We start from the raw sequence: 26296 nt of genomic DNA, 5'->3' as shown, positions 1-26296 counted from the left end.
GAAAAAAAAGAAGCTGCGCGGAGGCCGTTTTCCGGTCTCCGCGCAGCTTCCGTTATCCAGTTTAATGTTCCGGCACATCAAGTTCCTGGACGAGGAACAGGTCATGGTAGATGCCGCCGGATTCAAGCAGTTCCATGTGGGTGCCGCTTTCTTTCAGTTCGCCGTGATCGATGACGAAGATGTTGTCCGCATGGGTGATCGTCGACAGCCGGTGGGCGACGACAATCGTTGTCCGGTCGTGGGCAAGCCGGTCAAGCGAATCCTGGATGAGCGCCTCGCTCTCCAGATCAAGCGCAGAAGTCGCCTCATCGAGAATGAGGATCGGCGGGTTTTTCAGGAATACCCGCGCGATGGCGATCCGCTGCTTCTGCCCGCCCGACAATTTGACACCGCGCTCCCCGACCTCCGTGTCATATCCGTACGGGAGGCCCATGATGAAGTCATGGGCGTTCGCGGCTTTGGCTGCCGCGATCACTTCTTCTTCCGTCGCCTCCGGCTTGCCCATGAGAATGTTGGACATGACCGTGTCGCTGAACAGCAGGTTGTCCTGCAGCACGATGCCGATGTTGCGGCGGAGCGACTCGACCTTCACATCCCGTACATCCATGCCGTCGATCAGGACGGCGCCGTCCGTCACATCATAGAAGCGGGGGATGAGGCTGATGATCGTTGATTTGCCGCCGCCGCTCATGCCGACGAAGGCGACGGTATCGCCGGGGTTCACGGTGAAGCTCAGATTGTCGAGCACCGGTTCCCCGTCCGGCTCATAATTGAAGCGGACGTTGCGGAACTCGACCTTGCCGGCAGCCTCGGGCATCTCAACGGCGCCCGGCTTGTCCGTTATGTCGTATTCCTCGTCCATCAGTTCATACACCCGGTCCATCGAAGCGACCGCCTGGGTGAGCGTCGTCGAAGAATTGACGAGGCGGCGGAGCGGGTTATACAGCCGGTCGATGTAGGCGACAAAGGCGACCATCGTTCCGACGGACAGGCTTCCGCCGATCACATGCCAGCCTGCATAGCCGATAACGAGCAGCGGGGCGACGTCTGTGATCGTGTTGACGACGGCAAAGGCCTTCGCATTCCATTTCGTATGGGCGACCGCGGCATCCAGGAACTCGCCGTTCGTTTCGTCGAACAGCTTCTTCTCCCGCTTTTCAAGCGCGAAGCTCTTGATGACGCTCATTCCCGAAACCCGCTCGTGCAGATAGCTCTGGACGTTGGCCAGTTTCTGGGAACGGGTTCTGGTGAGTTCCCGGAGGCGTCCGAAGAAGTATTTGACACTCCACGCGTAAAACGGGAATGCGAGGAGTGTGACGAGCGTCAGTTTCACGTCCATCGTCAGCATGATGCCGACCGCGATCAGGATGGTCGCAAGGTCCAGCCAGACGTTCATGAGGCCGATCATGACGAAGTTCTTTGTCTGCTCCACGTCGTTGATGACGCGGGAGATGACTTCCCCCGCCCGTGTGTTGGAATAGTATTTCAGGCTGAGTTTCTGCAGGTGGTCATAGATCTGGCTCCTGATGTCGAACAAGATCTTATTCGACGTGTACTGCGCGTAGTATTGCCGGAAATACTCGACTGGCGGGCGCATCAGGAAGAACAGGAGCGTCGTGCCCCCGAGCCACCAGATGAGCTGCTCCTTCTTTTCGGCGGCACTCAGGATATCGGAGCCGATGATATCGTCGATGACGATTTTGATCAGATACGGTATGAAGAGCGGGATGGCGAATTTCACGATCCCGATGATCAGTGTGAGGGCAATCATCCAGCCGTACGGACGGACAAATTGCATATAGCGTCTCATGCTGCCCAGTGTGCATCATCCTTCCTTTTAGACAGCTGAACAGCCCGCCCGTTTGGGGCAGGCTGTCAGTTCCGTGCCTGTAACTGCTTGTGGAATTCGTAGCGGGACGTCCAAACATCGATGAAATCGGGTGCAAACGGTCCGCGCCGCTGCTTGATCCAGCCGGTCAGCTTATCGACGTTCCGCTTCAGGATTTTGTCAATGACGTCCGGATACTTCATCAGTTCCTTATGCTCCTCATATTCATCCTCATCGAGGAGATTATAGGACATGTCGGGGAACACTTTCACATCCAGGTCATAGTCGATATACTTCACCATCTTGTTGTCGTAGACGAACGGTGAACTCATGTTGCAGTAGTAATAGACGCCGTCGTCCCTCAGCATGCAGATGATGTTGAACCAATGCTCCGCATGGAAGTAGACGATTGACGGCTCGCGCGTGAGCCACGTCCGCCCGTCCGACTCGATGACGAGCGTGCGTTCATTCGCTCCGATGATGATGTTCTTCGTCCCTTTGAGCACCGTCGTTTCCTGCCAGACCCTGTGGATCTTCCCGTCGTGCTTGTAACTGTGGATCTGGACCTTTTCTCCTTCTTTCGGGATTGCCATCGTATCAACCCCCCTTGCAAGACGGCCGTTCGGATTATTTGTTATCTTTTCATTATAGCAATGAACCGGCCAAAGATAAATGAAAAGGACCGGAGGGGCAAATGCCCCTCCGGCTGGTGGTTAAAATCCATTCCGTTATTTGTTGTTCCGGTTCCCGCGGAAGGAAGCCTGTTGTTTGTTCTGTTCAGACTTCTGGTTCTGGCGGCGGACTTGCTGCACGTCCGTTTCAGATCCGAATTCTTCGCCCCGAATCTGCTTTCGGACTTGCTGAATGTCCGTCTCAGAGCCAAACTCTTCGCGTTGCAGCTGATCGTTGTTGCGGTTGTTGTTGTTGTTCCGCTCGTTACGATTGTCCCGCTCGTTGCGGTTGCGCTGCTGGTCGTTGTTGTTCTTCGTCATGGATTTCTCACCTCCGTGCTCATTATGGTGTGCACGGAGCGTTTTTTTATTCGGGTGGTAAAATTTTCTTTAAAATGGGTCCGTTCGGGACGGTTCAGTCTTACTTGAAACCCGCCGCTCCCAATCAGTCATTTCAACGCGCTTCCCGTTCATCATCCCCCGATCACCGCATCCCGCACTTTCTTCGTCGGATTCGGCAGCGTGAGGGAGTTGATCTCTTCGGGCAGGAACCATCCGCTCCTTCCGGAAGGAACACCGACGGCTGACGATGTGGCTTCGAACGCTTCGACTTCCCAGATGCGATGTGTGAATATGTGCTTGAACCGGACGGCCTCCTTTAAAGGACCGAGATCGAGTCGGTGGCGTTCGGTGATCTGCCGGACCGCTTCGGCCGGATCGCCGGTCTCTGCCGTCGGGAACTGCCACATGCCGGCGAGGAGTCCGTCATCCGGCCTTTGCTCGAGCAGCCAGCGTCCGTCAGGACTTTTCACGGCGATGACCGTCTGCGGCACGGTTTCTTGCTTTTTCTTTTTTGATTTGACCGGCAGGCTCTCTTCCCTGCCTTCATGGTAGGCGCCGCACCATTCACGCACCGGGCAGAGAAGGCACTTCGGCCGGGTCGGCGTGCATACGGTCGCGCCAAGTTCCATCAGCCCCTGATTGAACGAGGACGGATCGTCCCGGTCGATCAGGTCCATGACCGCCGCCTCGAAGATCTTCCTCGTTTTCGGCTTTGCTATGTCTTCTTCGATGAGAAGCACCCTTGAGAGCACCCGCATGACATTCCCGTCCACCGCCGGTGCGGGGATGCCGAAGGCGATGCTCATGACCGCTCCCGCCGTATAGGGACCGACGCCTTTCAGCTTTCGGAACCGCTCCGGATCTGCCGGCACTTCCCCGTAGGTTTCATAAGCTTCACGGACGCCCGCCTGAAGGTTCCGGACCCGGGAATAGTAACCGAGCCCCTCCCAATTTTTCATCAGTTCCTGCTCCGGTGCATAGGCGAGGTCCTCCATGGTTGGATAGCGCTCCGTAAAGCGCAAATAATACGGGATGACCGTGTCCACGCGCGTCTGCTGAAGCATCACTTCCGAAATCCAGATCCAATACGGATTGCAGGTACGGCGCCACGGAAGGTCACGGCGTTCCCGCCGGTACCAGTCTGTGAGCACTTCCCTGAATTTTGTTTTCCAGTCGTTTGAACGCACGATTTTCCTCCTGTTGTGTTACGATTAGGCAAAGCTTCTTGGGGTATATAATTGTTTAGCGGCCCCCGCTTTCGACGGGGCCATCGAGAGGGGGAAACGCCATGGATACCGGCACCCATATCGTCATGGGGCTTGCACTTTGCGGCCTTGCCCACGCCGACCCGCTCGTTGCCGAACACACGGCAACCGCATCGGTCGTCTACGCCGGCCTCATGCTCGGTTCCCAGGCTCCTGATATCGATACAGTCCTGAAGCTCAGGAACAATGCCGTCTATATCCGGAATCACCGGGGCTTCACCCATTCCATTCCGATGATGCTTGCCTGGCCGCTCATCATTGCCGTCCCGCTTTCGCTCATCGTGCCTGGGTCGGACTTTCTCCATGTCTGGCTGTGGACGCAGCTGGCGGTCTTCCTGCATGTGTTTGTCGATATTTTCAACTCATACGGAACCCAGGCGCTGCGTCCGTTTTCAGACCGCTGGGTGGCTCTCGGCGTCATCAATACATTCGACCCTTATATTTTCGGGACTCACGTCCTGGCATTGCTCGCCTGGCTGCTCGGCGCCGATCCGGTCAGGACCGTTGTCGTCCTTTACGCGGTCCTCGTCGTTTATTATATTGTCCGTTTTGCGGTCCAGTCCGCGGTGCGAAGTGCCGTGAAACGGACGATTCCGGATGCCGAGGAAATCATCATCGCGCCGACGATAAAGTTCATGCAATGGCGGATCGCCGCCTGCTCCGGCTCCCACCATTATGTGGGCCGTGCATATGGCCGCTCCGTCACCATCTACGACAAGTTCCGCCGCAGGGAAATTCCGGACAATGAACTGGTCCGGACGGCGTTCAAGGACCCGAACCTCCGGGCATTCCTGAGCTTTTCCCCGATCTACAGGTGGGAAATCACCGACCTCGGCCAAGTATGCGAAGTCCGGCTGATCGATCTCCGCTACCGGAGCAAGGAATACTATCCGTTTGTAGCGGTCGCCCATATCGATGACCGCATGAGGATCCGCAACTCCTACACCGGCTGGATTTTCAGCGAGGATAAGCTGAGGAAAAAGCTCCAGTTCGCCCATGAAGAAGGATGATGAACCAATCAGAACCGCCGGACCGACAGGGCCCGGCGGTTTTTTCATGGAGTGGATTCAGCTGACCGGTCCTTCTTCATCGAGCAGTGCGGCAATCTTCAGATTGGTGGCCTTGAATTCATCAAGCCGGCTGCCATAGGCATCGATCCAACGGTTGACCATGGCCACGGTCTGTTCGTCTTCCATCATGCCGTATCCGGCGCGGGCATATGACGACTCAATGTCTGACACGAGCAGCTCGCTCCAAGTCCTCGCCCGATCCGCAGACAGGCTTCCGTTCTCTTCCATCAGCCGGACGGCGAGCGCTTCCATCTGGTCATGTCCCATCCGATCACTTCCCTTTCTTCAGGTTTTCCAGCATCGAAATCGGGAGCGCCTCAAGTTCGAGTTCCCCGCCGAGACGGTGGCCCCAGGCAAACCGGCCTTTCAGATAGTCCACTTTGAAGAAGTTCCCTTCGTCCCCGAGAATGCGATACACTTCGCCCGGCTGGATGGTGGACGGGTCCGTCAGATAGGCCATCGCCATCACCGCTTTCCGCTCATAGACGGCGAATTCATTGACGATGCCGAGCTGCTCGGCCTTCCGCGCCTTCTCCTTTAACCGGGCGACCTCCGTCCGGAGTTCATGTTCTGTCATCTCGCTGTAGCTTTTTTCGTTCATTGTTCCTCTGCCTCTCTTTCCTCGATGAACCGGTCAATCCGGTCTGCCGGTATGCCTTTCTGGTACATCGCCTGCTTCACCCGGCGCCGCCTTTCCGCACCGGTGTGCTTTCCGCTGTGGGTCCGCCAGGCCTTTCCTCCCCACTTTTCGGTGAGTTCGTCCCATTCGTCTTCTTCGGGCAGCAGGTCGTCTTCGATCCGCCCGAGCACGGTCAAAATGATGCCATGGCCGTATCCTTTCCTCATGAGCGAATCCTGGATCTTCTGCTTCAGCTGCAGCGGCGTCCGCCCCCCGCTCCTGTCGGCCATTTTGCGCGCGAGCTCCTCGGCGAGCCTCAATTGTTCCTCTTCCGGGAACGAGGCCATCGCCTCTTCCTGCAGATCCTGTGAGATGCCTTTTCGCCGAAGTTCCTGGCGGATGGCGGCAGGACCTTTCTTCGCCGTCCGCTTGCGCGTCTCAAGGAGCGCTTTTGAGAACGATTCATCATCCAGGAAGCCCTGCTCGCGGAGCTTCACGATCGCTTCAAGGGCAACCGATTCGCCAAAACCGCCCGACAGCAGCTTTTCCTTCACCTCGTGCTCGCTTCTCATCCGGAAGCCGAGAAACTGGATCGCCTTATTATAGGCTTTCTTCACTTCATCCCCATAGATGATTTCATCGATTTCCCAATCGTCGAGCACTTTCCCCTTCATGAGTCCGAAGCGGATCAGGATCTGCTCATCCGCGCTGAAAGCATATTTTCCGTCCAAAAAAATATTATAGCGCTCGGCATTGTTTTTCTGCAGAGCGATTTTTGTGATTTCGGGCATACACGCACCTCCCGTCCTGTTCTTCCATTATACCTGTTCTGGCAATGCCCTTCACGCCCGGCGGGCCTTCCTCTGGCAGAACGGGTATACTCATAGAAAATGGAGGGATGCGCAATGAAAATCGCCATCACCGGCGGCACCGGATTTCTGGGCCGGACGCTCGTCCGACTGCTCATTGAAAATGGGCATGAACCGGTCATCCTGACAAGGAACCCCGGAAATTACGGCGGTCCGGCACGCGAAATCGGATATTTGCGGGACGGCAGCCGGCCGGAGCTTGAACTCGGGGAAACCGATGCCATCGTCAATCTGGCCGGCACGTCGATCAACGACGGCAGGTGGACCGATGAACGAAAAGCCGACATCCGTGAAAGCCGGATCCGGGCTACTGCCGAAGTGCTCCGGATCATCCGTGCGCTTCCCGTCAAGCCGGAGGTGCTCGTCAACGCAAGCGCCGTCGGTGTTTATCCTTACTCGGAGACGGACGTCTTTACGGAAGACAGCCGGCAGGGCGACGGTTTCCTCCCGGGTGTTGTCAGGGAGTGGGAGTGGAAGGCCCGATCGGCGGAAGAATTCGGGGTGCGGACGGTTTTCATGCGGTTCGGCATCCTGCTCGGACGGGGCGGCGGAGCACTTCCGCTCATCTCGCTTCCATACAGGCTGTTTGCCGGGGGCACGGTCGGCAGCGGCCGGCAATGGGTGAGCTGGATCCACGTGGAAGATGCTGCACGGGCGATCCTGTTTGCAATCGAAGCCGGCTCGTTGTCCGGACCTGTGAACACGGTTGCGCCCGGAGCCGTCCGGATGAAGGACTTCGGAAAAGAAGTGGGCCGGGCACTCGGACGCCCGCACTGGATGCCGGCGCCGTCATTTGCCCTGAAGGCCGCTCTTGGCCAAAAAAGTGAAATTGTCCTGAAAGGCCAGCATGTCGTGCCCGCCCGCCTGAGAGAAGCCGGTTTCGAATTTCAATTTCCGGAAGTACGTTCTGCCCTTGAATATATATATCAGGCATAAAACAATTTTCACGGCGCAACCTATAGAAAAAAGAAAGGTTGCGTTTTCATATGTCCAAGACTCACGTGACCGGAATTTTCATCGCAACGGCCATTCTTGCGGTCGGTCTGCTGATGAGCCCGTTCCGCGCCGAAGCCGGGGAACTCCACTGGGGCTTCAAGAAAGCGACGGGCGGTGTCCCGCCGGATGCCGGGGCGGAGCTCAACGGCCTGCTTGAAGAGTATGGTGCCCTATATAAGGGATCTCCCGACAAAAAGATCGCTTACCTCACGTTCGACAACGGATATGAGGCCGGGTATACCGAATCGATCCTCGATACGCTGAAGAAAGAAAACATCTCGGCGACGTTTTTCCTCACCGGCCATTACCTTGAAAGTGCCGGCGATCTCGTGAAGCGCATGGTCAAGGACGGGCACACGATCGGCAACCATTCCTACGGCCACCCGAACATGGCCCGAATGTCCGCATCAGAGCTGGAGACAGAATGGAAGAAATTCGACGACCGCCTGCGTGAAGTGGCAGGCGTCGAACGGACGCACTATGCCCGCCCGCCGGAGGGGACGTTCAATGCCAATGTTCTCGAAGTCGGAAACCGTCTCGGGTACCGGCATATTTTCTGGTCGGTCGCTTTCATCGACTGGCACCGGGACCAGCGAAAAGGCGGTCAATACTCATACAACGAGCTGATGAGGCAGCTCCATCCGGGTGCGGTCATCCTCATGCACACCGTCTCTCCCGACAACTCGGACGACCTGCCGGCATTCATCCGGGATGCACGGAAACAGGGCTATACGTTCGGGACGCTCGATGACCTGGTCGAGGAGGCTTTCTTCCCCGAGGACCATTGAGGCAACCTTCCGGATCTAACGGAAACCCCATCCAAAACAAATGCCGCCGCTCCGGACAGAGGAGCGGCGGCACTGTGTTTACGGGATGCGGGAATCACACGGCACGTTTTGGCTGCGGACGCCCGATCAGGAAAACGATGAACAGCAATGCGATAAACATGGCAATGAACGTCAGGTAGCCGATGCCCGCTTCCCGGCCGACGACGTAGCCGCCGAGGATTGGTCCGGTCAGGCTGCCGACGCTGAAGAAAATCCCGCATAGAAGGTTGCCCATCGGCAGGAACATCTTGGGTGTCAGATCGGTCATGTAGGAGATGCCGAGCGTAAAGGTCGATCCGACAAAGATCCCGGCGATGAATACGGCGACCAGGACTCCGAGAGCTTCCGATCCCGCAAAACCTGCTCCGAAGAAAGCGGCCGCACCGCCACCAAGCGCGAAAATGATGACCGAGCGGCGCCCGATCCGGTCACTGAGCATGCCGAGCGGAATCTGCGATGTAATGGCACCGACGGAAAATGCGGCGAGAATGAACGATATGTACGAAACGTCGATGCCTTCCCGGAGCGCATACACCGGGTAGATGGCATTGAGCGAAGACTCGAGGAATCCATAGCCGAACGGCGGAATGAAGGCGACCCAGGCCACCTTCATCGTTTCCCGGATGCGGCGGATGAACGACAGGGATGCCTCGTTCCCCTGGATGATATCCGGGAAATCATTTTTCAGCAGGAACACGAGCGACCAGGCAGCCATGCAGAGCAGGCCCGATACGATGAACGGCAACCCTTCAAACACATGGATAAGCGGAACGAACAGCGGCCCGACCGCAAACCCGGCGCTGAACATAAGGCCATAAACCGCGATATTGCGGCCGAGCCGTTCCTGCGGCGTGGTGCTCGTGATCCATGTCTGGGTCGCGAAGTGGAGCGCATTGTCCCCCATTCCGATTATGAGCCGGAGAACGAACCAGAACATGACGCTCTTCCACAGAGGGAACAACAGGAGCGACAAGAAGACCGCCAGTCCGCCGAACACGATGACCGGCTTGTATCCAAAACGGCGGAGCGGCGCTTCCATGAACGGCGAGATGATGAGCGTTCCGATATAAAGCCCGGTGGCATTCAGCCCGTTGAGCGTCGAGGACACGCCGTCCTGTTCAAAGATGACGGAGATGAGCGGCAGCAGCATCCCCTGGGAAAATCCCGAAATGGCCACGATCATGACGAGGACCCAGTACCTCGCCCGGCCTGATTCAATTTTTGCCAAAACCTGTTTCCTCCCCGCCGGTATACGATCTTCGATTCCGGCACTTAAATCCTGTACAATTCTATCATATAGGGAGGGATGGCTATGAAATATTCAATGACAGAGCACGGATTCCGGACAGAAACCCAATTTGGAACACTCGATGTCTCGGCAAATGATGAATATGGGTTCCGGCCTTATCAGCTGATGGTCTCCTCGATTGCAGTGTGCAGCGGGGGCGTCCTCCGGAAAGTTCTGGACAAGATGCGCATGCCCGCGGAAGACATCACGATCGAAGTGAAAGACCTGTACCGCAACCCCGACGAAGCCGACCGGATCGAACGGATCCACCTGCACTTCACCATCAAAGGTGACGTCAACGAATCGAAAATGCCGCGTGTGATGGAGCTGACGAAGAAAAACTGCTCGATGGTCCGCTCGGTGGAAAACTCGATTGATGTGAAAGAGACTTACGAAATCACGAAATGACCGCACGCAAAAAGGCTCAGTCATCGGATTCCCGGCGGCTGAGCCTTCTACTTTTGAGTACACCATGTTAAGTTTTTCATCATCTCGTATTTCGCGGCTGTTCTGCCTGTGAAAGTCCGAATCCCCTCCTTCGCTTACGTTCAGGATGCCAGTTCCGACTCTTCCACTACGGCCTCCCCTCTTTCTTTAAGTTGAATTCATTGTAGCATGTTAATAGACCATTGTAAATATTCAAAACCTTTGTTTTATTTAAAATAATGCTTTTGTCCTATCCGGTTTGAAATCCCCGGCATTTCCCTTTACAATCAAACCATCCAGAATTGAGGTGTGTGTACGTTATGAAGCAGCATGATCACAAACAGCAGGTGGAATACCTGAAGGAACGTTTGAGCGATTTCCTCGATACACTCGAACATCTTGAGCCGGAAACCGCGGACCTCGAGGAGATCGACCGGCTGATTTCCATGATTGACGAAATCGACGAGAAAGTATCCCAGATCACCCGTTCCGAAGGCTGAAGCACGGAAGTCTGAAGCCCTCCATACGTTAGGGGGCACCCACACATCACGACCCGATTTTCGTCAGAAGCCGGCTTCCGCATTTGGGGAAGCCGGCTTTTTGTAGGGATTGCCGGTCGCGTCATCCTGTTGCCGAAGTTTTCATTCCGGAACGGAAAAAAGCGATGCCCGGGGTCAGGCCCCGATGACACCGCTTTTTTCTTTTGCCCTTTTCACTTCCCGCCTCTCCTGCATGACTGCGTTGATCTGGCCCCCGACGATCAAGATCATTGCAGACAGATACATCCAGATCATCAGGACGATGATGCCCCCGATGCTTCCGTATGTATTGGAATAATTGCCGAAGTTTCCGACGTAGAACGAGAATCCGAGAGAAGTGAGGATCCATCCGACGGTCGAGAAGATTCCCCCCGGCACGGCATCCTTGAATCTAACTTTGGCATCCGGCACAAGCCAGTAGATCAAGGTGAACACCGTAAAGATCAGGACCGGCGGGATGACCCAGCGGATACTGTTCCACAGTGTAAGGAACCCTTGCTCCAGGCCAAAATAGGAAAAGAGCGTCTGGCCGATCTGCTGGCCGAACACCGGCAGCGCAAGCGCCACCGCCACGACGGCGACCAATGCAAGCGTAAACACGACCGACAGACCCCGCGTCACGAAGTATGAACGCTTCTCTTTTGCGAAGTAGGACTGGTTCAGCGCCTTGGACAGGCGGTTCATCCCGCTGGACGCCGACCAGATCGTCCCGATGATCCCGAAGGACAGCAGGCCGCCTCTCCGGGTATCGAGAATTTCTCCGACCGTGCTGTCGATGATGCTGTACACGTTCGCCGGCGCATATTCTTTAAGGAAGCTGAATATGGCGGACTGGTCGATGTTCAGGTACGGCAGCAGGGTCAGCAGAAAGATGAGGAGAGGGAACATCGACAATAGGAAGAAATAGGCGAGCTGGGAACCGAGGCCGGTCACATCGACCATTTTGATGCGGGTCAGCAATTCCTTGAAGAATCCCTGTCCGGTCGTCACGTCAAACCGGACCAGATCGCCGTCATTCACGTCCTCGACAAACGTTTTCACTTTGTCTTTCAGGCCTTCCTCCCCATTGACTGCTCGCCTGCCATGTTCCCGCTTTTTGCGGTCAGTCGCCATGGCGGTCTCCCCCCTTTCCGTTTGTTCAGTTTTTTGCGCCGTTCTCGTCAACCGTCCCGTCCTGATATGCCTGTTCGGGCACAAAGGTCTCATCGGTGCCCTGCATCGGCTTTTTGGCGATGTCTTTGTATTCACCCTTCGCCTGGACGATCATATCCTTGGAATCGGTGAACGCTTCCTTCGTGTCCTCAACGAGGCTTTTTACAGTCGGCGTGAGTTCTTTCAGTTCGTTCGCTTTTTCGACCAGATATTGCTTGTCGGAGCTGAACTGGTCGGACAGCGCCCTGTATTTATTCATCTGCTCCTGAACTTTCCACTGAAGGATGTCAGGATTCTTCGCATAGTACCTCATGTCCGCCCCGAGCTTCTTTGCAGTGCCCATCATCGACTCCCGGGTATTCCGGTCGAACATGCTGATCACAGCCCCTGCAAGCGCCCCGAGTGCCACCATCTTTCCAAACTTACTTCCTGCCATCATGGATCCCTCCGTCTTATCAATTTTCTGCTTCATTTGCATATTCCATTATACCCCCGGTACACAGGCGACAAACAAGGGGACTTGGGCACCAACTTAAAATTGGGTCTTGACTAACGAGCCGACTTTTCGGAATATTAAAAGATAAGAGGTGATATAGAACAGAGGCCTCTTATAATTAAAAAGAACAACAGAAAAAGGGGGAAACAAAATGGACGCTCTGTCAAAGTTTCTGGACACGATCAGCGGATTCATCTGGGGGCCGCCACTGCTCATCCTGCTCGTCGGGACAGGTATTTTCCTGACATTCCGTCTCGCATTCATTCAGGTCCGGCTGCTGCCCTACTCGCTCAGGCAAGTCTTCTCCAGAAAGCATGACAAGCGCGCAGAGGGGGATATCTCCCAGTTCCAGGCGCTCATGACCGCGATGGCCGCGACGGTCGGAGTCGGAAACATCGTCGGGGTCGCCACCGCCATCACGCTCGGCGGACCGGGTGCAGTGTTCTGGATGTGGCTCGCCGGATTCTTCGGGATGGCGACCAAATACGGCGAGGCCATCCTGGCCGTCAAGTACCGCACGATCGATGTGAACGGCCAGATGGCCGGAGGACCGATGTACTACCTGGAGCACGGGCTCAAGGCCCGATGGCTCGGTCTCATGTTCGCCCTCTTCGGCACGTTCGCCGCATTCGGGATCGGGAACGGAACCCAGTCCAAAGCGGTCGCCGACGCGGTGAACATGACGTTCAACGTCCCTTACTGGGTGACAGGCCTCGTCCTGATGGTCCTCGGGGCGCTCGTCATCCTCGGCGGCATCAAATCGATCGGGCGGGTCACGGCCTTCTTCGTCCCGATCATGGCTCTGTTCTACTTCATTGCGGGCGCCATCGTCATGGTCACGAATTTCGACCTCGTGCCGGGTGCGTTCGCCACGATTTTCAAGCATGCATTCGGCATTGAATCCGTCACGGGCGGAGCGATCGGTGCGGTCATCCGCTTCGGCGTGGCGCGCGGTCTCTTCTCGAACGAAGCCGGCCTCGGGTCCGCGCCGATTGCGGCAGCGGCTGCTCGGACGGACATGCCGGGACGCCAGGCGCTCATCTCGATGACCCAGGTGCTGTTCGATACGCTCATCATCTGCTCCATCACCGCCGTGACGATTGTCATGTCCGGCGCATGGCAGGACGACGGAGTGACGGCCGGGACGCTGACGGCGACCGCGTTCGGTACATTCTTCGGAGGAGCGGGACAGTATATCGTCGGCATCGGAATCATCTTCTTTGCCACTTCGACGATCTTCGGCTGGGCCTATTACGGGGAAAAGTGCTTCCAGTACCTGTTCCCGAAAAAGCCGGGTCTTCTTATTTACTATCGGCTGTTCTTCGTCGTGGTCATCTACTTCGGCGCAACGGCGACACTCGACGTGGTCTGGCTCTTCTCGGATGTCATGAACGGACTCATGGCCATCCCGAACCTGATCGGCCTCCTCGGACTCTCGGGCGTCATCGTGGCGGAAACACGGCGTTTCCGCGCAAAGATCGGAGAGGAAAAAGCAGCGGAAAAAGGGCTTGCCGCAGCAGAACCTGCCGAGTGATCCCGGCCGGAGCCAAGTTTGACACCCTCGCCATTTAGTGCAAAAATGGTTCGAGTCAGACGAAAGGCGTGAAACCTATGAATCTCACAAACCCGTCAAGCGAAAATATTGAATACATGATCACCGCCATCAAAGAAAAGCTGCGCATGGTCAACGTGGACGCCATGAAATCGGAGCACTTCAACGGAAGCGACTACGAAGATCTGCTGGACCTCTACGAAATGGTCATGAAACGGGACAGCTTCAGCCCGAATGAAATGCAGGCCATTGCGGCCGAACTCGGCAACATGAGAAAATGATGACGTGAACACGGGAAAGCCGGGGCGCCGCCAAAGGCGACCCGGTTTTCTTTTGATTTTTTTGAGTGGTGACGGATTCGGGGTGGCTTTCGGAGCGGGTGACGGATCAGGCGTATATTTCTGGCACAGGGCGTACCGGGCGTGAACGTTTCTCGATCGGCCGCGAATTGCCGGACGGCTTCACATCGGTCGCGAACCTTCCTCAATCGGACGCAGACTTCCCACGACCGGACGTGAATCTTCGGCACAGTGGAACATCGGTCGCGAAACACCCCCGATCAGACGCGAATTGCCGGACGGCTTCACATCGGGCGCGAACCTTCTTCGATCGGACGCGAATCTCGGGCACTGCATCACATCGGTCGCGAGCTTCACACGATCGGGCGCAGACTTCCCACGATCGGCCGTGAATCTTTGGCACTGTGGAAAATCGGTCGCGAAACACCCCCGATCAGACGCGAATTGCCGGACGGCTCCTCATCGGCCGCAGAGCTCGGGCGCAAACTTCCCAAGACCGGCCGTGAATCTCGGGCACAGTGCAACATCGGTCGCGAAACACCCACGATCAGACACGAATTGCCGGACCGCTCCACATCGGCCGCGAACCTTCCTCGATCGTACACGAATCTCGGGCACTACATCACATCGGGCGTGAACTTCCCACGATCGGCCGTTAAAAACCCGAACCGCCACCGCATCGGACATAACCCCCTGAAGCCGCACGGCCCCGGCTAAAAAACCCTCCCAAAAAGTTTGAGGATCTGTCCACTCGCACGTTGGCGGAAACCCGCCGGAATTGGTAGACTATTCATAGAACAGAAAGGGGTTTTGAATGATGGCGACTTTTGAAGAAAATCTTGAAAAATATGCGGAACTGGCAGTGAAGGTCGGTGTCAATGTCCAGCCGGGCCAGCCGCTGTACATCGGGGCGTCGATTGAATCGGCGGAGTTCGTCCGCCTCGTCGTGAAAAAAGCATACGAAGCCGGAGCCAGCCACGTGATCGTGGACTGGGGCGATGACGAAGTGACCCGCCTCCGCTACGAGCTCGCACCGGAAGCATCGTTTTCCGAGTTCCCTGACTGGATTCCCGCGATGCGCCAGGAGCTCATCGACATGAATGCGGCATTCATGAACATCGTCTCCCAAAGCCCCGACCTGCTGAAGAACGCGGATCCGAACAAGATCGCCACGTTCCAGAAAACGGCCGGCCAGGCGCTCGAGGGCTACCGCCAGGCTGTCCAGTCCGACAAGGTCAGCTGGACGGTCATCGCCGCTCCGTCCGCGGCCTGGGCGGCAAAGGTCTTCCCGGACAAGCCGGAAGCGGATCAGGTGCCGGCACTCTGGGACGCCATCTTCAAGGCCGTCCGCGCGGACACGGAGGATCCGGTCGCCGCATGGAAGAAACATGATGAAACCCTGCACGAAAAAGTCGAGCATCTGAACGAGCGCAAGTATGCCAAGCTTCATTACACTGCACCGGGAACGGACCTGACGATTGGCCTTCCTGAAGGCCACCTGTGGGCCGGTGCCGGCAGCATCAACGCGAAGGGCAACGAATTCATGGCCAATATGCCGACGGAAGAAGTGTTCACCGTCCCGCATAAAGACCGGATCGACGGCTATGTTTCCAGCACGAAGCCGCTCAGCTACAGCGGCAACATCATCGACAACTTCAAGATCACATTCGAGTCCGGCCGGATCTCCGCGGTGGAAGCTGAACAGGGCGAAGATGTGCTGAAGCACCTCATCGAGGCGGACGAAGGAGCCAAGTCGCTCGGAGAAGTGGCGCTCGTTCCCCATTCCTCACCGATTTCGACTTCCGGCATCCTGTTCTTCAACACGCTGTTCGATGAAAATGCGTCCAACCACCTTGCAATCGGAAGTGCCTATGCCTTCTGCGTGGAAGGCGGCAAGGAGATGGACCGGGCTGAACTCGAAGCGCATGGGCTCAACCAAAGCATCACGCACGTTGACTTCATGATCGGCTCCGATCAGATGGACATCGACGGCATTCTGGATGACGGTACACGCGAGCCGATTTTCCGCGGCGGCGAGTGGGCATTCTGATTGGATTGACCGGCGCTGACCTGTGTACAAATCTGTCACAATTCGGAACGGTTCCATTAACCCCCTCTTAAATTTGTGCGGGAATTGTAGTATACTGGCTATAGACTACGACAGAACCTGATTTAGAGAGGAGTGTTCCCGCATGTGGCTCATGTATACAACCGTCATCGGTTATATGGTCATCCTTCTGTTCGTCGGACTCTTCATCATGCATTTCCTCAAAAAAGGAATGGTGGCTGAGGACTCCAACATCATCGATCCGAAACCTGAACACGATCATAACTTCGATCTATAAAAAAAGCTGCCGGCAACGGCAGCTTTTTACATGATATTTTATTTACGAACTGATTTCATTACGATGAAAAGTCTGTAACAAAAGAGGCCTTTGGTCTCTATTTTTTTCCTTTATCAAGGAAAAATTATCCCTTTGACCTCATTTCTTCTGTCATAATCCAACATTCACCATTTTGCCTTGTGAAGGCTTTCCACTATACTATGAGAAGCAGAAATCACGGTCACCGGGAGGCATTTCACCATGTGGAACTCTACTGATATTGGAATAGATCTTGGCACAGCCAATTTGCTCATTTATACGAGCTCGAAAGAAATTGTCTTCAATGAACCTGCCGTTGTCGCCGTGGATCAAAGCGGTGCCATCATCGCAGTCGGCAACGAAGCCAAAGTGATGATCGGCAAGACACCGGGCCAGATCCGGGCTATCCGCCCGATGCGGGACGGCGTCATCGCCGATTATGACATGACTGCGGTCATGCTGAAATCCGCCATGGCCAAGGCGACCAAGGCGATCGGACAATCCGTCCGGAAGCCCCGCGTTGTGGCGGCCGTCCCTTGTGGCGCGACTTCCGTCGAACAGCGCGCCATTGTGGACGCGATCAAGTCTTTCGGCGCGAAGGAAGTCCATCTCATCGAGGAACCCGTCGCCGCCGCAATCGGTGCCGATCTGCCGGTCGATGAACCGATCGCCAATGTCATCGTCGATATCGGCGGCGGCACGACCGAAGTCGCCATCATCTCCTTCGGCGGAGTCGTCTCGTCCAACAGCGTCAAATTTGCCGGGGACAAAATGGATGAGGAAATCATCCAGTATGTACGGAAGCGCCATAATGTCCTGATTGGCGAACAAACTGCCGAGGCGATCAAGAAGGAAATCGGATATGCCCCCGTCGCCCATGAAGCGAAGACGATGGAAGTCCGCGGACGGGATGTCGTCACGGGCCTACCGAAGACGATCACGCTCCATTCCCGTGATATCCAGCACTGCCTGAAAGAAGGAATGGAAACGATTCTGGAAGCCATCCGGACTACACTGGAACTGTGCCCCGCCGAACTGTCCGGCGACATTGTCGACCAGGGCATCGTGCTCACCGGCGGAGGCTCTCTACTCAACGGGCTTCAGGACTGGCTTTCCCAAGTCATTTCCGTCCCGGTCCATACCGCGCCTGAACCAATGGCAGCCGTCGCGGTCGGCACCGGTAAAGCGCTCGGCACCATCATGACCTTGAGAAAAGTGGCATTGTGATAGAAGGAAGAAGAAACCCGTTCCGGCCTTTGTGGCGGAACGGGTTTTTGGTTGGGACTGCAGCTTCCTCGGGTGCATGCTGAGGGCGGAGGTCGCGAGGCTTTCCAGGGCCCCCTGTTCCCCCGCTCATGCACCCGCCTCTTCCCTTTCCTCCCCCTTCACCCAAAGAAACCTGTTCCGGCTCACCGGAACAGGTTTCTCAGTTTGGACAGATGTCTCCGCAGGGCGGCCTTGCCCTTTCAATGGTCGTCTTCAAGGATGGCGTACAGGTAGTGGTCCTCCCATTCACCGTTGATGAAGAGCAGTTGACGGAGCAGCCCCTCCTGCTGGAGGCCCGCTTTCTCCAGGACGCGGACGGAGCCGGCATTCCTCGGAGACACATAGGCTTCGATCCGGTGGATGCCCGCCCGCTCGAAGCCGAACCGGACAATAAGCCGGACCGCTTCCGTGGCGAGGCCTTTGCCTGTTTCAACCTGGTCGATTGAGTAACCGACGAATCCGCTCAGGAACGGGAGCCGCTTGATCCCGTAAAGGGAAATATGGCCGATCAGCCGGTTGTTGTCCGCACGGAATATGCCGAAGCTGTATTCCCTTTTCTCCCTCAGCTGCTGGAGGGATTCCCGGATTTTTTCCCGCTGTACGGCGACCGTATAATAAGAACTGTCATGGCGCGGCTCATAAACCGACCAATACAGTTTATTGCGTGATACGAGATTGGTCATCGCAAGCGCGTCGTCATCATTGAGGACACGGAGCACGACATTCTCGCCTCTCAGCGTAATCACGGCGCATTCATCCTTTACGTGCAGTCAATTCAAGGAACTCTTCCACGTCGCGGACACAGAGCCGGACGCCCTTCTCCCAGAATTCCTGCTTCATGATGTCTTCCCCGAGGTGCTTCATGGCCAGGTCTTCCACCGTCATGACGGCCGTATCCCGGAGAAGCGCCATGTATTTCTCTTCGAACGCCTCGCCTTCCTCGAGCGCTTTCGCATAGATGCTCAGGGAGAACAGATAGCCGAACGTGTACGGGAAGTTGTAGAAGGGCACACCGGTAATATAGAAATGAAGCTTCGATGCCCAGAAGTGCGGATGGGCTTCGCCCAGTGCGCCCGCATACGCTTCGCGCTGTGCCTCTTCCATCAGTTCGTTCAGACGGTCGGAAGAAACGATGCCTTTCTTGCGTTCTTCGTAGAACCTCGTCTCGAACAGGAAGCGGGCATGGATGTTCATGAAAAACGCCACGCTGCGCTGGATCTTGTCTTCAAGCAGCGAAAGTTTCTCTTCTTCTGTCTTCGCTTCCTTCACTGCCGCATCGGCCACGATCATCTCCGCGAACGTGGACGCGGTCTCGGCGACATTCATCGCATATCCGCGATTGAGGGAATGGACCGGACGGAGTGCGTATGAATGGAACGCGTGGCCCAGCTCATGGGCCAGCGTGGCCACATTCGACATCGAGCCGCTGTACGTCATGAAGATCCGCGATTGTTCGGATTGCGGCATGCCTGTGCAGAAGCCGCCCGGCCGCTTGTTCGGGCGGTCCTCCGCCTCGACCCAGCCGTCCTCCAGCGCCATGCGGGCGAACGACTGCAGCTCAGGCCCGAATTTGCCGAAGTGGTCGATGATGAACTCGGCCCCTTCCTGGTAGCCGATCGTCGCCGTCGATTCCGTCACCGGCGCGTCGGCGTCATACCAGTCAAGCTTCTGCTTGCCGAGCAGTTCCGCCTTCCGCCCGAGATAGCGGGCAAACGGTTCTTTGTTCGCAGAAATGGCCCCCCACATCGCGTCGAGTGTTTCTTCCTTCATCCGGTTATACTCAAGGGGCTCCTTCAGAACGTGATCCCAACCCCGTTTTTCATAGACGGCCAGACGGTAGCCGGCGATCGAATTCAGCGCCTTTGCAAAGAACTCTTCCTTCTCCGCCCAGGCCGCCTCGAGTTTCTCGAATGCTTCCTTCCGCACCGCAGCGTCCGGGTGGGAACTGAGGTTGTTCGCCTGCCCGACCGACAGCTCGCGCGCTTCCCCGTCGACCGTCACGGTCACTTTCGTATCCCCGACGAGCAGGTCATACAGCTCGCCCCAGCCGTGGTAGCCGTCGACCGACAGCGCCGTGATGAGCGCTTCCTCCGCTTCCGGCAGCCTGTCGGCGGATTTTCTGCGCCACTCTCCGAGGATGAAGGCGAATTCCTTCAGACCGTCCTGCCGGAGCAGTTCATCCCAGACCGGGCCGTCCGTCTTGGCGAGCTTTTGCTGGAATGACATGAACGCAGTCTGGAATTTCGCGCCGAGCGCAGAGGTCTCTCCCTGCAGCAGAAGCGCCTGCTTGTCGGTCGTGTCCTGTGCCAGGTAGCATCCGATGACCGCGCCCGCCTCCCGGAGATGGTTCATCGTCTCTTTCGTCTCTTCCAGGAGCTCTGCCACCCGTCCGGCGTCCGAAGTGCTCTCCGGAGTGTGGAAGGCGGAAATATGGTCCGCAAAGCCCTGCACGAGATCCGAGGCCTCGTCGAGATGGCTCCGAAGTTCCGAAGAGGCACTGCCGCCCTTGAAGAAGGTTTCCAGGTCCCAAGTGACCGGATAAGTCTTGGTTGTCATCAAAATTCCCCCTGCCCGTTTGCCAATTTTCACAAAAATCGATCCCCTCCATTATATCACGGTTATTCGATTGGCGAAACGTTCCAACTGGCAATAAGATGTCACACTTTCCGGCGTACAAATCCTCAAACGTATGTATACTATTCTAAGTAGGAGGTGAAGATGATTGATCCGACAACTGATCATGGGCGTCGCGCTGCTCGCTGCAGCCGGGTTCCAGGCGGCTTTCTACCTGATGCCCGCAGGCGGCCATCCGGCGGCCGAGATTGCCGGACGTCTTCCGGTCATTTTCATGCCGGCCCAGTTTTCGGCAGTGCTCCTGCTGGCCGTCTACCCGCTCCTCGCCCTCTGGGTGATCCGCTTCGGAAAAAACGGTGCCGGCAGCGGGGTCCTGACGATGCGGGCCGGGTTATTCATCGGCATCTGCCTCGCGCAGATCGTCAAACTCACCGCCTGGCAGGAAGTGAACCTGTTCACCGCGCTTCTGGCCGGATTTGTTCAGATCATTCTGCTGGCCGTCCTGTACTTCAGCTATCCGCGCCGGGAAAACTCGCCGGCAGGCCGGATTCCGATATCAGCGATGTTCTCATGGAGCCTGTTCTGTCTGTTCGCAGTCATTCACTATACACTGGAATATTACGATTGGAGCGGTTTTGGGCTGAGCGACCCGCTTTGGGCCATCATCACCAATACGCTCGTCGGGGCAGTTGCACTCCACTTCCTCCATCATTATGGAGACCGGACATTCGCACTCGTCTTCGCCTGGAACGCAGCCATGGTGGCGTTCCACAACCTTTTTGAAGAGCCGTTCGTCACGGCGGCTTCGCTGTTCCTGGCAGCCGTCGCGGTGGTCTGGGTGTTTCTGGACATGCGGAAACCTGCACGGCGGCTGGAACCGGCCGAGGACAAATAACCCCATAATCAAAACGGCCCCGGACTGATTCCGGGGCCGTTTTTCTGTACTGACTTTTAAATTTTCACAGCTCGGTGATAAGTTCGGGACCGTCTTTCGTCACGATCACCGTATGCTCGATCTGGGCGACGAGCGACTTGTCCGGCGTGATGAACGCCCAGCCGTCTCCGCCCTCGATGATATGCTCCGCCTTCTCCGAGATGAACGGCTCGACGGCAAGGACCATGCCTTCCTTCAAGATCGTCGTATCCCAGCGCTCATAGTAGTTGAGCACATGCTCGGGCGGCTCATGAAGCGACCGTCCGACCCCGTGTCCGGTGAGGTTCTTGATGACATGCAGGCTGTTGTCGCGTGCCTCGCGCTCCACGGCCTTGCCGATCGCATTCAGCCGGCCGCCGGGCTTCACTTTCGTCATCGCCCGGTCAAACGCACTTTTCGCGACATCGCAAAGCTTCTGCTTGCGCTCATCCAGCTCGCCGACGACGAACGAAATGCCCGTATCCGCAAAGTAACCGTTCCAGGAACCGGAAACGTCAATGTTGACCATGTCCCCTTCCTGGATGGCATGGTTTCCGGGGATGCCGTGCGCGACCACATGGTTCACGCTGATGCATGTATACCCGGGGAAATCGTACTCGCCCATCGGTCCGGACACCGCTCCCGCTTCCTCGAACATCTTCCCCGCTATCTCATCGAGTTCCTTTGTCGTCACGCCCGGCTTCGTTGCCGCCTTCATCGCTTCGCGGATCTCCGCCATGATGCGGCCCGCCTTCCGGAGCGACTCGAAATCCTCTCTCGTCTTTGCGATCATTTATCAGCACTTCCTTCTATGGTTTCCATCTTCCACTATACCACAGACCGGGCACTGCAAAAAACGGTCAGCTCCGGAGTGCCCGCACTCCCGCCGCCACACACCAGAGGAACGCCAGGCCCTGCGCCCCCGCGAATAAAAGGGCAAGCAGCAGCTGTACCCCCGCATGGCCGACCGCCGGAACTCCTCCCGTGAACGGCGCCTGCCGGAATGCATTTGCCGCCATGACCGTCACAATCAGAAGGGCTGCGAACGGAACGGCCGGGATGAGCTGGATGAGACATGCCCGCTTCGCATGGCGCCGGACGGACGGCTCGCCCGATGTGAAAAACACAATGGCGGGAAACAGGAACGGCGCAAACGCGATGCTGAAATAGTTGAGTGACGACAGCAGGCGGGATGTGTCCACAGGGGAATTCCTCCTTTCTCGTTTCGGCAGGGCCGGATTCCACAGCCGGTCTGCGGCTGGAAGCCTGTTTCATCGTACGGCGGCCTGACGGAAAGCGTGAACCGCCGGGACCGGGGAACCGGAGAGACTTGAAATCATCCGTCTTATGTACTACACTGGAAGCGTCCATACTGAATATTGAAACCACAAGGGGAGCCGCCGGCGCGGCTGAGAGTGGACGGCAACGGTCCAGACTCTTCGAACCTGTAAGATCATTCTTGCGCAGGGATGTGGATGGAAAACGATGCCCGAAGGCGTCCGGTTCTGTCCCGGACGCCTTTTTATTATGCATCCCCATCTTGCGACAACTTCAACTGGGGGATATCAATCCATGCAACGAAGCAAACTGCAATTCTTGATTGAAGTGGCGATTTTCTCCGCCATCGGTTTTGTACTTGACCAGATCTCGATTAAACTGTGGTTCCAGGGCGGCTCCATTAGCCTGACGATGGTGCCGATCATCCTGATGGCCTTCCGCTGGGGCCTCGGAGGCGGCCTGCTCACCGGCTTGGTCCTCGGCGTGCTCCAGATGTTCGCCGGCGCCTATATCATCCATCCGGTGCAGGGCTTCCTCGATTATCCTGCCGCGTTCACCGTCATCGGCTTTGCCGGCCTCTTCGCCCGCTTTGTCGCCTCTGCGGCAAAGAAGGACAATAAGGCCGCGATGATCTGGGCCATCTCTGCAGGCACCCTTCTCGGCGGCCTGCTGCGGTATGCCTGCCACGTCCTTTCGGGCGTCGTCTTCTTCGGGGCCACCGCACTGGAGCTCGGCGACAACGTCTGGTGGTACTCGATCGTCTACAACGCCGGCTATATGATTCCGTCGATCATCCTGACCGCCGCGGTCAACGCGCTTCTTTTCTCTTCCGCCCCGCGGCTTCTCAAGCAAACGCAGCTTAAGCTGCAGTCTGCCCGATAAGCGGCCCGGCTAAACCGGCCGCACTCATTCAGAATGGACCACCCCGCCCACCCGGCGGGGTTTTTGATTTCCGGAAGTCCGGTCCGCCTAATGGAACTTCCTTCACTCGGACGGAAACTCTCCTCACTCAGACGGAAACTCTCCTCTCGAGCGGAAACTCCCCTCACTCGAGCGGAAACTCTTGCTCACTCGAGGGGTAACTCGCCTCACTAGGACGGAAACTCGCCTCACTCGAGGGGCAACTTTCCTCACTCGGGGGAACTTGCCTCACTCAAGGGGCAACTCTCCTCACTCAGACGGAAACTCTCCTCACTCGAGCGAAAACTCTCCTCACTCGAGCAGAAACTCGCCTCACTCGAGCAGAAACTCTCCTCACTCGAGGGGCAACTCGCCTCACTCGGACGGAAACTCTCCTCACTCGAAGGGCAACTTTCCTCACTCGGAGGAACTCTCTTCACTCGTGGGGCAACTCTCCTCACTCAGACGGAAACTCTCCTCACTCAGACGGAAACTCTCCTCACTCGAGGGGCAACTCGCCTCACTCGAGCGGAAACTACGGGCCCTAAAATTCCCCAAAGAAAAAACCTCCGGGTTTCCGGAGGTTTCGGGCAGGATGGCGTGGATGCCCCTTGTTCGGTTGTATTGCGGATCGTCGGACGGGCGGTCCGCCGATGCCCGGCGATCGTCCAAACCGGACGCTTTGCCGTCCATCCGCTTGCGCATTTCTGCAAATGAAATCGGATTCGGCGGCGGGAGCTCCCATTTCGTGACGCTCATCCGGTACGGCGATGCGTCAAAAAATGCATTCGCCATCTGGCGGTAGCCTTCGCCGGACGGATGGACATCACCGGGATTTGGAATGAGCGCCTTTGCCGCCTTTCCTTCAAAGCGTTCTGCAACGGGGACGAAGACGGCACCGGCCGCCTCGGCTTCCTTCTTCAGGATTGCGTTCAGCCGGTCAAGCTGCGCCCGCGTGCCCGGCTTCATCTTCTCCGCCACATGGGGATACGGGAAGTAGTAGCCCATGACGTACACTTTGGCTCCCGGTGAACGGTCTTTCAGCTCGCCGAGAATCTTGGCCATGTTGTTGCGGACGCTGTTCAGTGCATAGTCCGCGGGGATCTGGTCAAATGCCAGGGTACCGCTCACCGGATCATGCCGGAATAGCCGGAGGAGGTCATTCGCCCCCGCCGAAATTGTAATGAGATTCGCCTGTTTGAGCAGTTGCCGGGACTCTTCGGATCTGACCCTGTCGAGCACCTGGGCGGTCGTGAAGCCCGGGAAGCTCAGGTCTTTCGAATAATAAGCCAATCCGGCGTAGCGCTTCAGCTTCATGGCGATCAGATCCGAATAGCCGGTATCGATCGCCCGGGCCGGCGTCTGGCCGGCAGCGAGCGAATCGCCGAGCGCCACATAAACGACCGGCCGTGCGGCGCTGGCCGGCCCGGCTGCAGGGATGAGAAAAATGACGGCGAGTAGGGCGGCCGCGATTTTTTTCATCGCTTCCCGCTTCGCTTTCCTCCCGGATGGCCGCCGGATTTTCCTTTCACCTTTCCTCCGTTTTTGGACGAAGGTGTTTTGCCGCTTCCCGTCCGGGACTTGTTGCCGCCTGCAGCTGCGACCGTCTTCGATGAGCCCTCCGTGAGCGCCCCTTTGTGCCAAACCTTCTGCACGGGCTTCTCCGAAAGCTCACGGGTCAGCTTCCGGTACGTCTTTTCGTCCGGATACGATACGAATGAAAGGACCTCACCGTCTGCTCCCGCACGTCCCGTCCTGCCGGAACGGTGGGTGTACTGCTCCGCGGTCCGCGGGACATCGATGTGGATCACATGGCTCAGTCCGGTGATGTCCAGCCCACGCGCCGCCACGTCCGTCGCGATCAGGATGCGGACTTTGCAGTCACGGAAGTCATCGAGCGCTTTCTTGCGTTCCATTTTGTTCATCCCCGAGTGGAGGACGGCGACCGGTGCATCCCCGAATTTCAGCTTGGATTCCTTCATGAGCAGCTGGTCGGTGTTGTTGATGAAGGCAAGTGCCCGGATGCCTTCCTGGTGCGACAGTCTCCGGACCAGATCCGTTTTTTCCCGCTCCTCGACCTTCACGAATGAATGCACGACTGTTCCCTGAGCCGGCATCTCGTCCGTGCTCACCTTCAAATGGAGCGGATCTTCCATGAACCGCTCCGCCACGAGCCGGATCTCATCGGTCACGGTCGCGGAAACGACAGCGACCCGGCTGTCCGGCGAGGCCGCCCCGATAAGCGACTTGACATCCGTCCGGTGGTCGCGGCCCAGCAGCTGGTCACCCTCGTCAAGGACGATATGGCGGATGTCGTGCATCTTCAGCTTCCGGTCATTCGCAAGCTCCCACACACGGCCAGGCGTCCCGACGACGATCGTCGGCTTTTTCTTCAGCTTTTCAATCTGGCGCTGCTTGTTCGCTCCGCCGATCAGCTGGGTCACCGTGACGTCGGTCCCTTCCGTCCAGTCGCGGAGCACTTCCACGATCTGCATGCACAATTCCTGGGACGGCGCCATGATGAGCGCTTCCGTCCGGTTCGAGCCCCCGTCGACGAGCATCAGGAGCGGAATGACATAGGCGAGTGTCTTTCCCGAACCGGTCGGCGATTCGGCCACGATATCCCGGCCGTCCAGCATGGCCGGAATCATCTGCGCCTGGATCGGCATTTCCTCTTCAAATGTCCATTTCTTCTTCAGTTCAGGATCCAGCCGTTCCAGAAATCCCATCTGTCATACCCCGTTTCAATTACATTGATAGTTC

The 26296-nt window shown here is 57.0% G+C and carries 28 protein-coding genes and 1 riboswitch; of the genes, 12 read left to right on the top strand and 16 right to left on the bottom strand.

Translation table 11 applies throughout. The features are described from left to right. Positions 1 to 61 precede the first annotated feature (61 nt). From B0B07_RS14555 to mutY, 4 genes are all read right to left on the bottom strand, one after another. A complete protein-coding gene (locus B0B07_RS14555) occupies positions 62 to 1798 on the bottom strand; it encodes an ABC transporter ATP-binding protein (protein ID WP_200805828.1) in 1737 nt (578 codons plus the stop codon). Between the two features lie 77 nt (positions 1799 to 1875). Continuing rightward, a complete protein-coding gene (gene ntdP / locus B0B07_RS14550) occupies positions 1876 to 2421 on the bottom strand; it encodes a nucleoside tri-diphosphate phosphatase (protein WP_076760050.1) in 546 nt (181 codons plus the stop codon). Between the two features lie 135 nt (positions 2422 to 2556). Continuing rightward, positions 2557 to 2727, bottom strand: coding sequence for a gamma-type small acid-soluble spore protein (locus tag B0B07_RS15580; RefSeq protein WP_076760107.1), 171 nt, complete (start codon positions 2725 to 2727; stop codon positions 2557 to 2559). A gap of 245 nt (positions 2728 to 2972) precedes the next feature. Further along, positions 2973 to 4028, bottom strand: a complete 1056-nt coding sequence (mutY, locus tag B0B07_RS14540) for an A/G-specific adenine glycosylase (protein WP_084186715.1) — start codon at positions 4026 to 4028, stop codon at positions 2973 to 2975. A gap of 101 nt (positions 4029 to 4129) precedes the next feature. On the opposite strand from mutY, the gene B0B07_RS14535 reads away from it, so the two are divergent. Next, positions 4130 to 5116 carry a metal-dependent hydrolase gene (locus B0B07_RS14535; RefSeq protein WP_076760048.1) on the top strand — a complete coding sequence of 329 codons (987 nt, stop codon included), beginning with the start codon at positions 4130 to 4132 and terminating at the stop codon, positions 5114 to 5116. A gap of 57 nt (positions 5117 to 5173) precedes the next feature. Here B0B07_RS14535 and B0B07_RS14530 read toward each other — a convergent pair whose 3' ends face one another. From B0B07_RS14530 to recX, 3 genes are read right to left on the bottom strand one after another with little or no spacing between them, the layout of a single operon-like run. After that, positions 5174 to 5443 (bottom strand): YfhJ family protein, encoded by a 270-nt coding sequence (locus B0B07_RS14530; protein ID WP_076760046.1) that lies wholly within the window; start codon positions 5441 to 5443, stop codon positions 5174 to 5176. 4 nt (positions 5444 to 5447) lie between these two features. Continuing rightward, entirely contained in the window at positions 5448 to 5777 is a 330-nt protein-coding gene (locus tag B0B07_RS14525; protein ID WP_076760044.1) for a YfhH family protein, read from the bottom strand. Continuing rightward, positions 5774 to 6586: a recombination regulator RecX gene (gene recX / locus B0B07_RS14520; RefSeq protein ID WP_076760042.1), complete on the bottom strand. Its 813-nt coding sequence runs from the start codon at positions 6584 to 6586 to the stop codon at positions 5774 to 5776. Before recX ends, B0B07_RS14525 begins: the two co-directional genes overlap by 4 nt. 114 nt (positions 6587 to 6700) lie before the next feature. On the opposite strand from recX, the gene B0B07_RS14515 reads away from it, so the two are divergent. Both B0B07_RS14515 and B0B07_RS14510 read left to right on the top strand, forming a co-directional pair. Continuing rightward, positions 6701 to 7600, top strand: coding sequence for a TIGR01777 family oxidoreductase (locus tag B0B07_RS14515; protein ID WP_076760041.1), 900 nt, complete (start codon positions 6701 to 6703; stop codon positions 7598 to 7600). A gap of 50 nt (positions 7601 to 7650) precedes the next feature. Then, positions 7651 to 8448 (top strand): polysaccharide deacetylase family protein, encoded by a 798-nt coding sequence (locus B0B07_RS14510; RefSeq protein WP_076760039.1) that lies wholly within the window; start codon positions 7651 to 7653, stop codon positions 8446 to 8448. Positions 8449 to 8542: 94 nt separating this feature from the next. Here B0B07_RS14510 and B0B07_RS14505 read toward each other — a convergent pair whose 3' ends face one another. Then, positions 8543 to 9706 (bottom strand): MFS transporter, encoded by a 1164-nt coding sequence (locus B0B07_RS14505; protein WP_407643882.1) that lies wholly within the window; start codon positions 9704 to 9706, stop codon positions 8543 to 8545. A gap of 93 nt (positions 9707 to 9799) precedes the next feature. Between B0B07_RS14505 and B0B07_RS14500 the strand changes: the two genes are divergently transcribed. Beyond that, entirely contained in the window at positions 9800 to 10183 is a 384-nt protein-coding gene (locus B0B07_RS14500) for an OsmC family protein (RefSeq protein WP_076760036.1), read from the top strand. 338 nt (positions 10184 to 10521) lie between these two features. Continuing rightward, the gene (locus tag B0B07_RS14495; protein ID WP_076760034.1) at positions 10522 to 10701 is read left to right on the top strand and encodes an SE1561 family protein; all 180 of its coding nucleotides are present in this window, start codon (positions 10522 to 10524) and stop codon (positions 10699 to 10701) included. A gap of 174 nt (positions 10702 to 10875) precedes the next feature. On the opposite strand, the gene B0B07_RS14490 is transcribed toward B0B07_RS14495, so the two are convergent. Further along, entirely contained in the window at positions 10876 to 11853 is a 978-nt protein-coding gene (locus tag B0B07_RS14490; protein ID WP_076760032.1) for a YihY/virulence factor BrkB family protein, read from the bottom strand. 25 nt (positions 11854 to 11878) lie between these two features. Beyond that, positions 11879 to 12328: a hypothetical protein gene (locus tag B0B07_RS14485; RefSeq protein ID WP_076760103.1), complete on the bottom strand. Its 450-nt coding sequence runs from the start codon at positions 12326 to 12328 to the stop codon at positions 11879 to 11881. A 211-nt stretch (positions 12329 to 12539) separates the two neighbouring features. On the opposite strand from B0B07_RS14485, the gene B0B07_RS14480 reads away from it, so the two are divergent. The 5 genes from B0B07_RS14480 to mreBH all read left to right on the top strand — a co-directional run bounded on the left by B0B07_RS14480 (position 12540) and on the right by mreBH (position 17829). Continuing rightward, positions 12540 to 13922, top strand: coding sequence for an alanine/glycine:cation symporter family protein (locus B0B07_RS14480; RefSeq protein WP_076760030.1), 1383 nt, complete (start codon positions 12540 to 12542; stop codon positions 13920 to 13922). A 77-nt stretch (positions 13923 to 13999) separates the two neighbouring features. Further along, a complete protein-coding gene (locus tag B0B07_RS14475; RefSeq protein ID WP_076760029.1) occupies positions 14000 to 14221 on the top strand; it encodes a DUF1128 domain-containing protein in 222 nt (73 codons plus the stop codon). Positions 14222 to 15056: 835 nt separating this feature from the next. Beyond that, positions 15057 to 16289: an aminopeptidase gene (locus tag B0B07_RS14470; protein ID WP_076760102.1), complete on the top strand. Its 1233-nt coding sequence runs from the start codon at positions 15057 to 15059 to the stop codon at positions 16287 to 16289. A 142-nt stretch (positions 16290 to 16431) separates the two neighbouring features. Further along, on the top strand, positions 16432 to 16584 hold the full coding sequence (locus B0B07_RS15365) for a hypothetical protein (protein WP_200805827.1): 153 nt from the start codon (positions 16432 to 16434) through the stop codon (positions 16582 to 16584). Between the two features lie 240 nt (positions 16585 to 16824). Then, complete coding sequence (gene mreBH, locus B0B07_RS14465; protein ID WP_076760027.1) at positions 16825 to 17829, top strand: rod-share determining protein MreBH; 1005 nt, start codon at positions 16825 to 16827, stop codon at positions 17827 to 17829. Between the two features lie 239 nt (positions 17830 to 18068). Here the strand turns inward: mreBH and B0B07_RS14460 are convergent, their stop codons facing one another. Together B0B07_RS14460 and B0B07_RS14455 are read right to left on the bottom strand one after the other, a co-directional pair. Next, on the bottom strand, positions 18069 to 18614 hold the full coding sequence (locus B0B07_RS14460; RefSeq protein ID WP_076760026.1) for a GNAT family N-acetyltransferase: 546 nt from the start codon (positions 18612 to 18614) through the stop codon (positions 18069 to 18071). Between the two features lie 7 nt (positions 18615 to 18621). Then, positions 18622 to 20424: a M3 family oligoendopeptidase gene (locus tag B0B07_RS14455; protein ID WP_076760024.1), complete on the bottom strand. Its 1803-nt coding sequence runs from the start codon at positions 20422 to 20424 to the stop codon at positions 18622 to 18624. Between the two features lie 166 nt (positions 20425 to 20590). Here B0B07_RS14455 and B0B07_RS14450 point away from each other — a divergent pair, with 166 nt between their 5' ends. Continuing rightward, positions 20591 to 21337, top strand: a complete 747-nt coding sequence (locus B0B07_RS14450) for a hypothetical protein (RefSeq protein WP_076760022.1) — start codon at positions 20591 to 20593, stop codon at positions 21335 to 21337. Between the two features lie 64 nt (positions 21338 to 21401). Here the strand turns inward: B0B07_RS14450 and map are convergent, their stop codons facing one another. Both map and B0B07_RS14440 read right to left on the bottom strand, forming a co-directional pair. Beyond that, entirely contained in the window at positions 21402 to 22148 is a 747-nt protein-coding gene (map, locus tag B0B07_RS14445) for a type I methionyl aminopeptidase (RefSeq protein ID WP_076760020.1), read from the bottom strand. A 67-nt stretch (positions 22149 to 22215) separates the two neighbouring features. Beyond that, entirely contained in the window at positions 22216 to 22557 is a 342-nt protein-coding gene (locus tag B0B07_RS14440; protein WP_076760019.1) for a hypothetical protein, read from the bottom strand. A 178-nt stretch (positions 22558 to 22735) separates the two neighbouring features. Beyond that, positions 22736 to 22842, top strand: a riboswitch (TPP riboswitch). 85 nt (positions 22843 to 22927) lie between these two features. Between B0B07_RS14440 and thiT the strand changes: the two genes are divergently transcribed. Beyond that, complete coding sequence (gene thiT, locus B0B07_RS14435) at positions 22928 to 23515, top strand: energy-coupled thiamine transporter ThiT (protein WP_076760017.1); 588 nt, start codon at positions 22928 to 22930, stop codon at positions 23513 to 23515. 435 nt (positions 23516 to 23950) lie between these two features. Here thiT and B0B07_RS14430 read toward each other — a convergent pair whose 3' ends face one another. Both B0B07_RS14430 and B0B07_RS14425 read right to left on the bottom strand, forming a co-directional pair. Beyond that, positions 23951 to 25015 (bottom strand): SGNH/GDSL hydrolase family protein, encoded by a 1065-nt coding sequence (locus B0B07_RS14430; protein ID WP_076760016.1) that lies wholly within the window; start codon positions 25013 to 25015, stop codon positions 23951 to 23953. Further along, on the bottom strand, positions 25012 to 26262 hold the full coding sequence (locus tag B0B07_RS14425) for a DEAD/DEAH box helicase (protein ID WP_084186713.1): 1251 nt from the start codon (positions 26260 to 26262) through the stop codon (positions 25012 to 25014). The genes B0B07_RS14430 and B0B07_RS14425 overlap by 4 nt, the downstream gene beginning before the upstream one ends. Positions 26263 to 26296 lie beyond the last annotated feature (34 nt).

Origin of the sequence: Edaphobacillus lindanitolerans (assembly GCF_900156305.1) — a bacterium.
GTDB classification, from domain to species: Bacteria; Bacillota; Bacilli; order Bacillales_A; family Planococcaceae; genus Bhargavaea; species Bhargavaea lindanitolerans.
The sequence above is the reverse complement of the archived record's forward strand: the minus strand, read 5'-3'. Positions and strand labels throughout refer to the sequence as shown.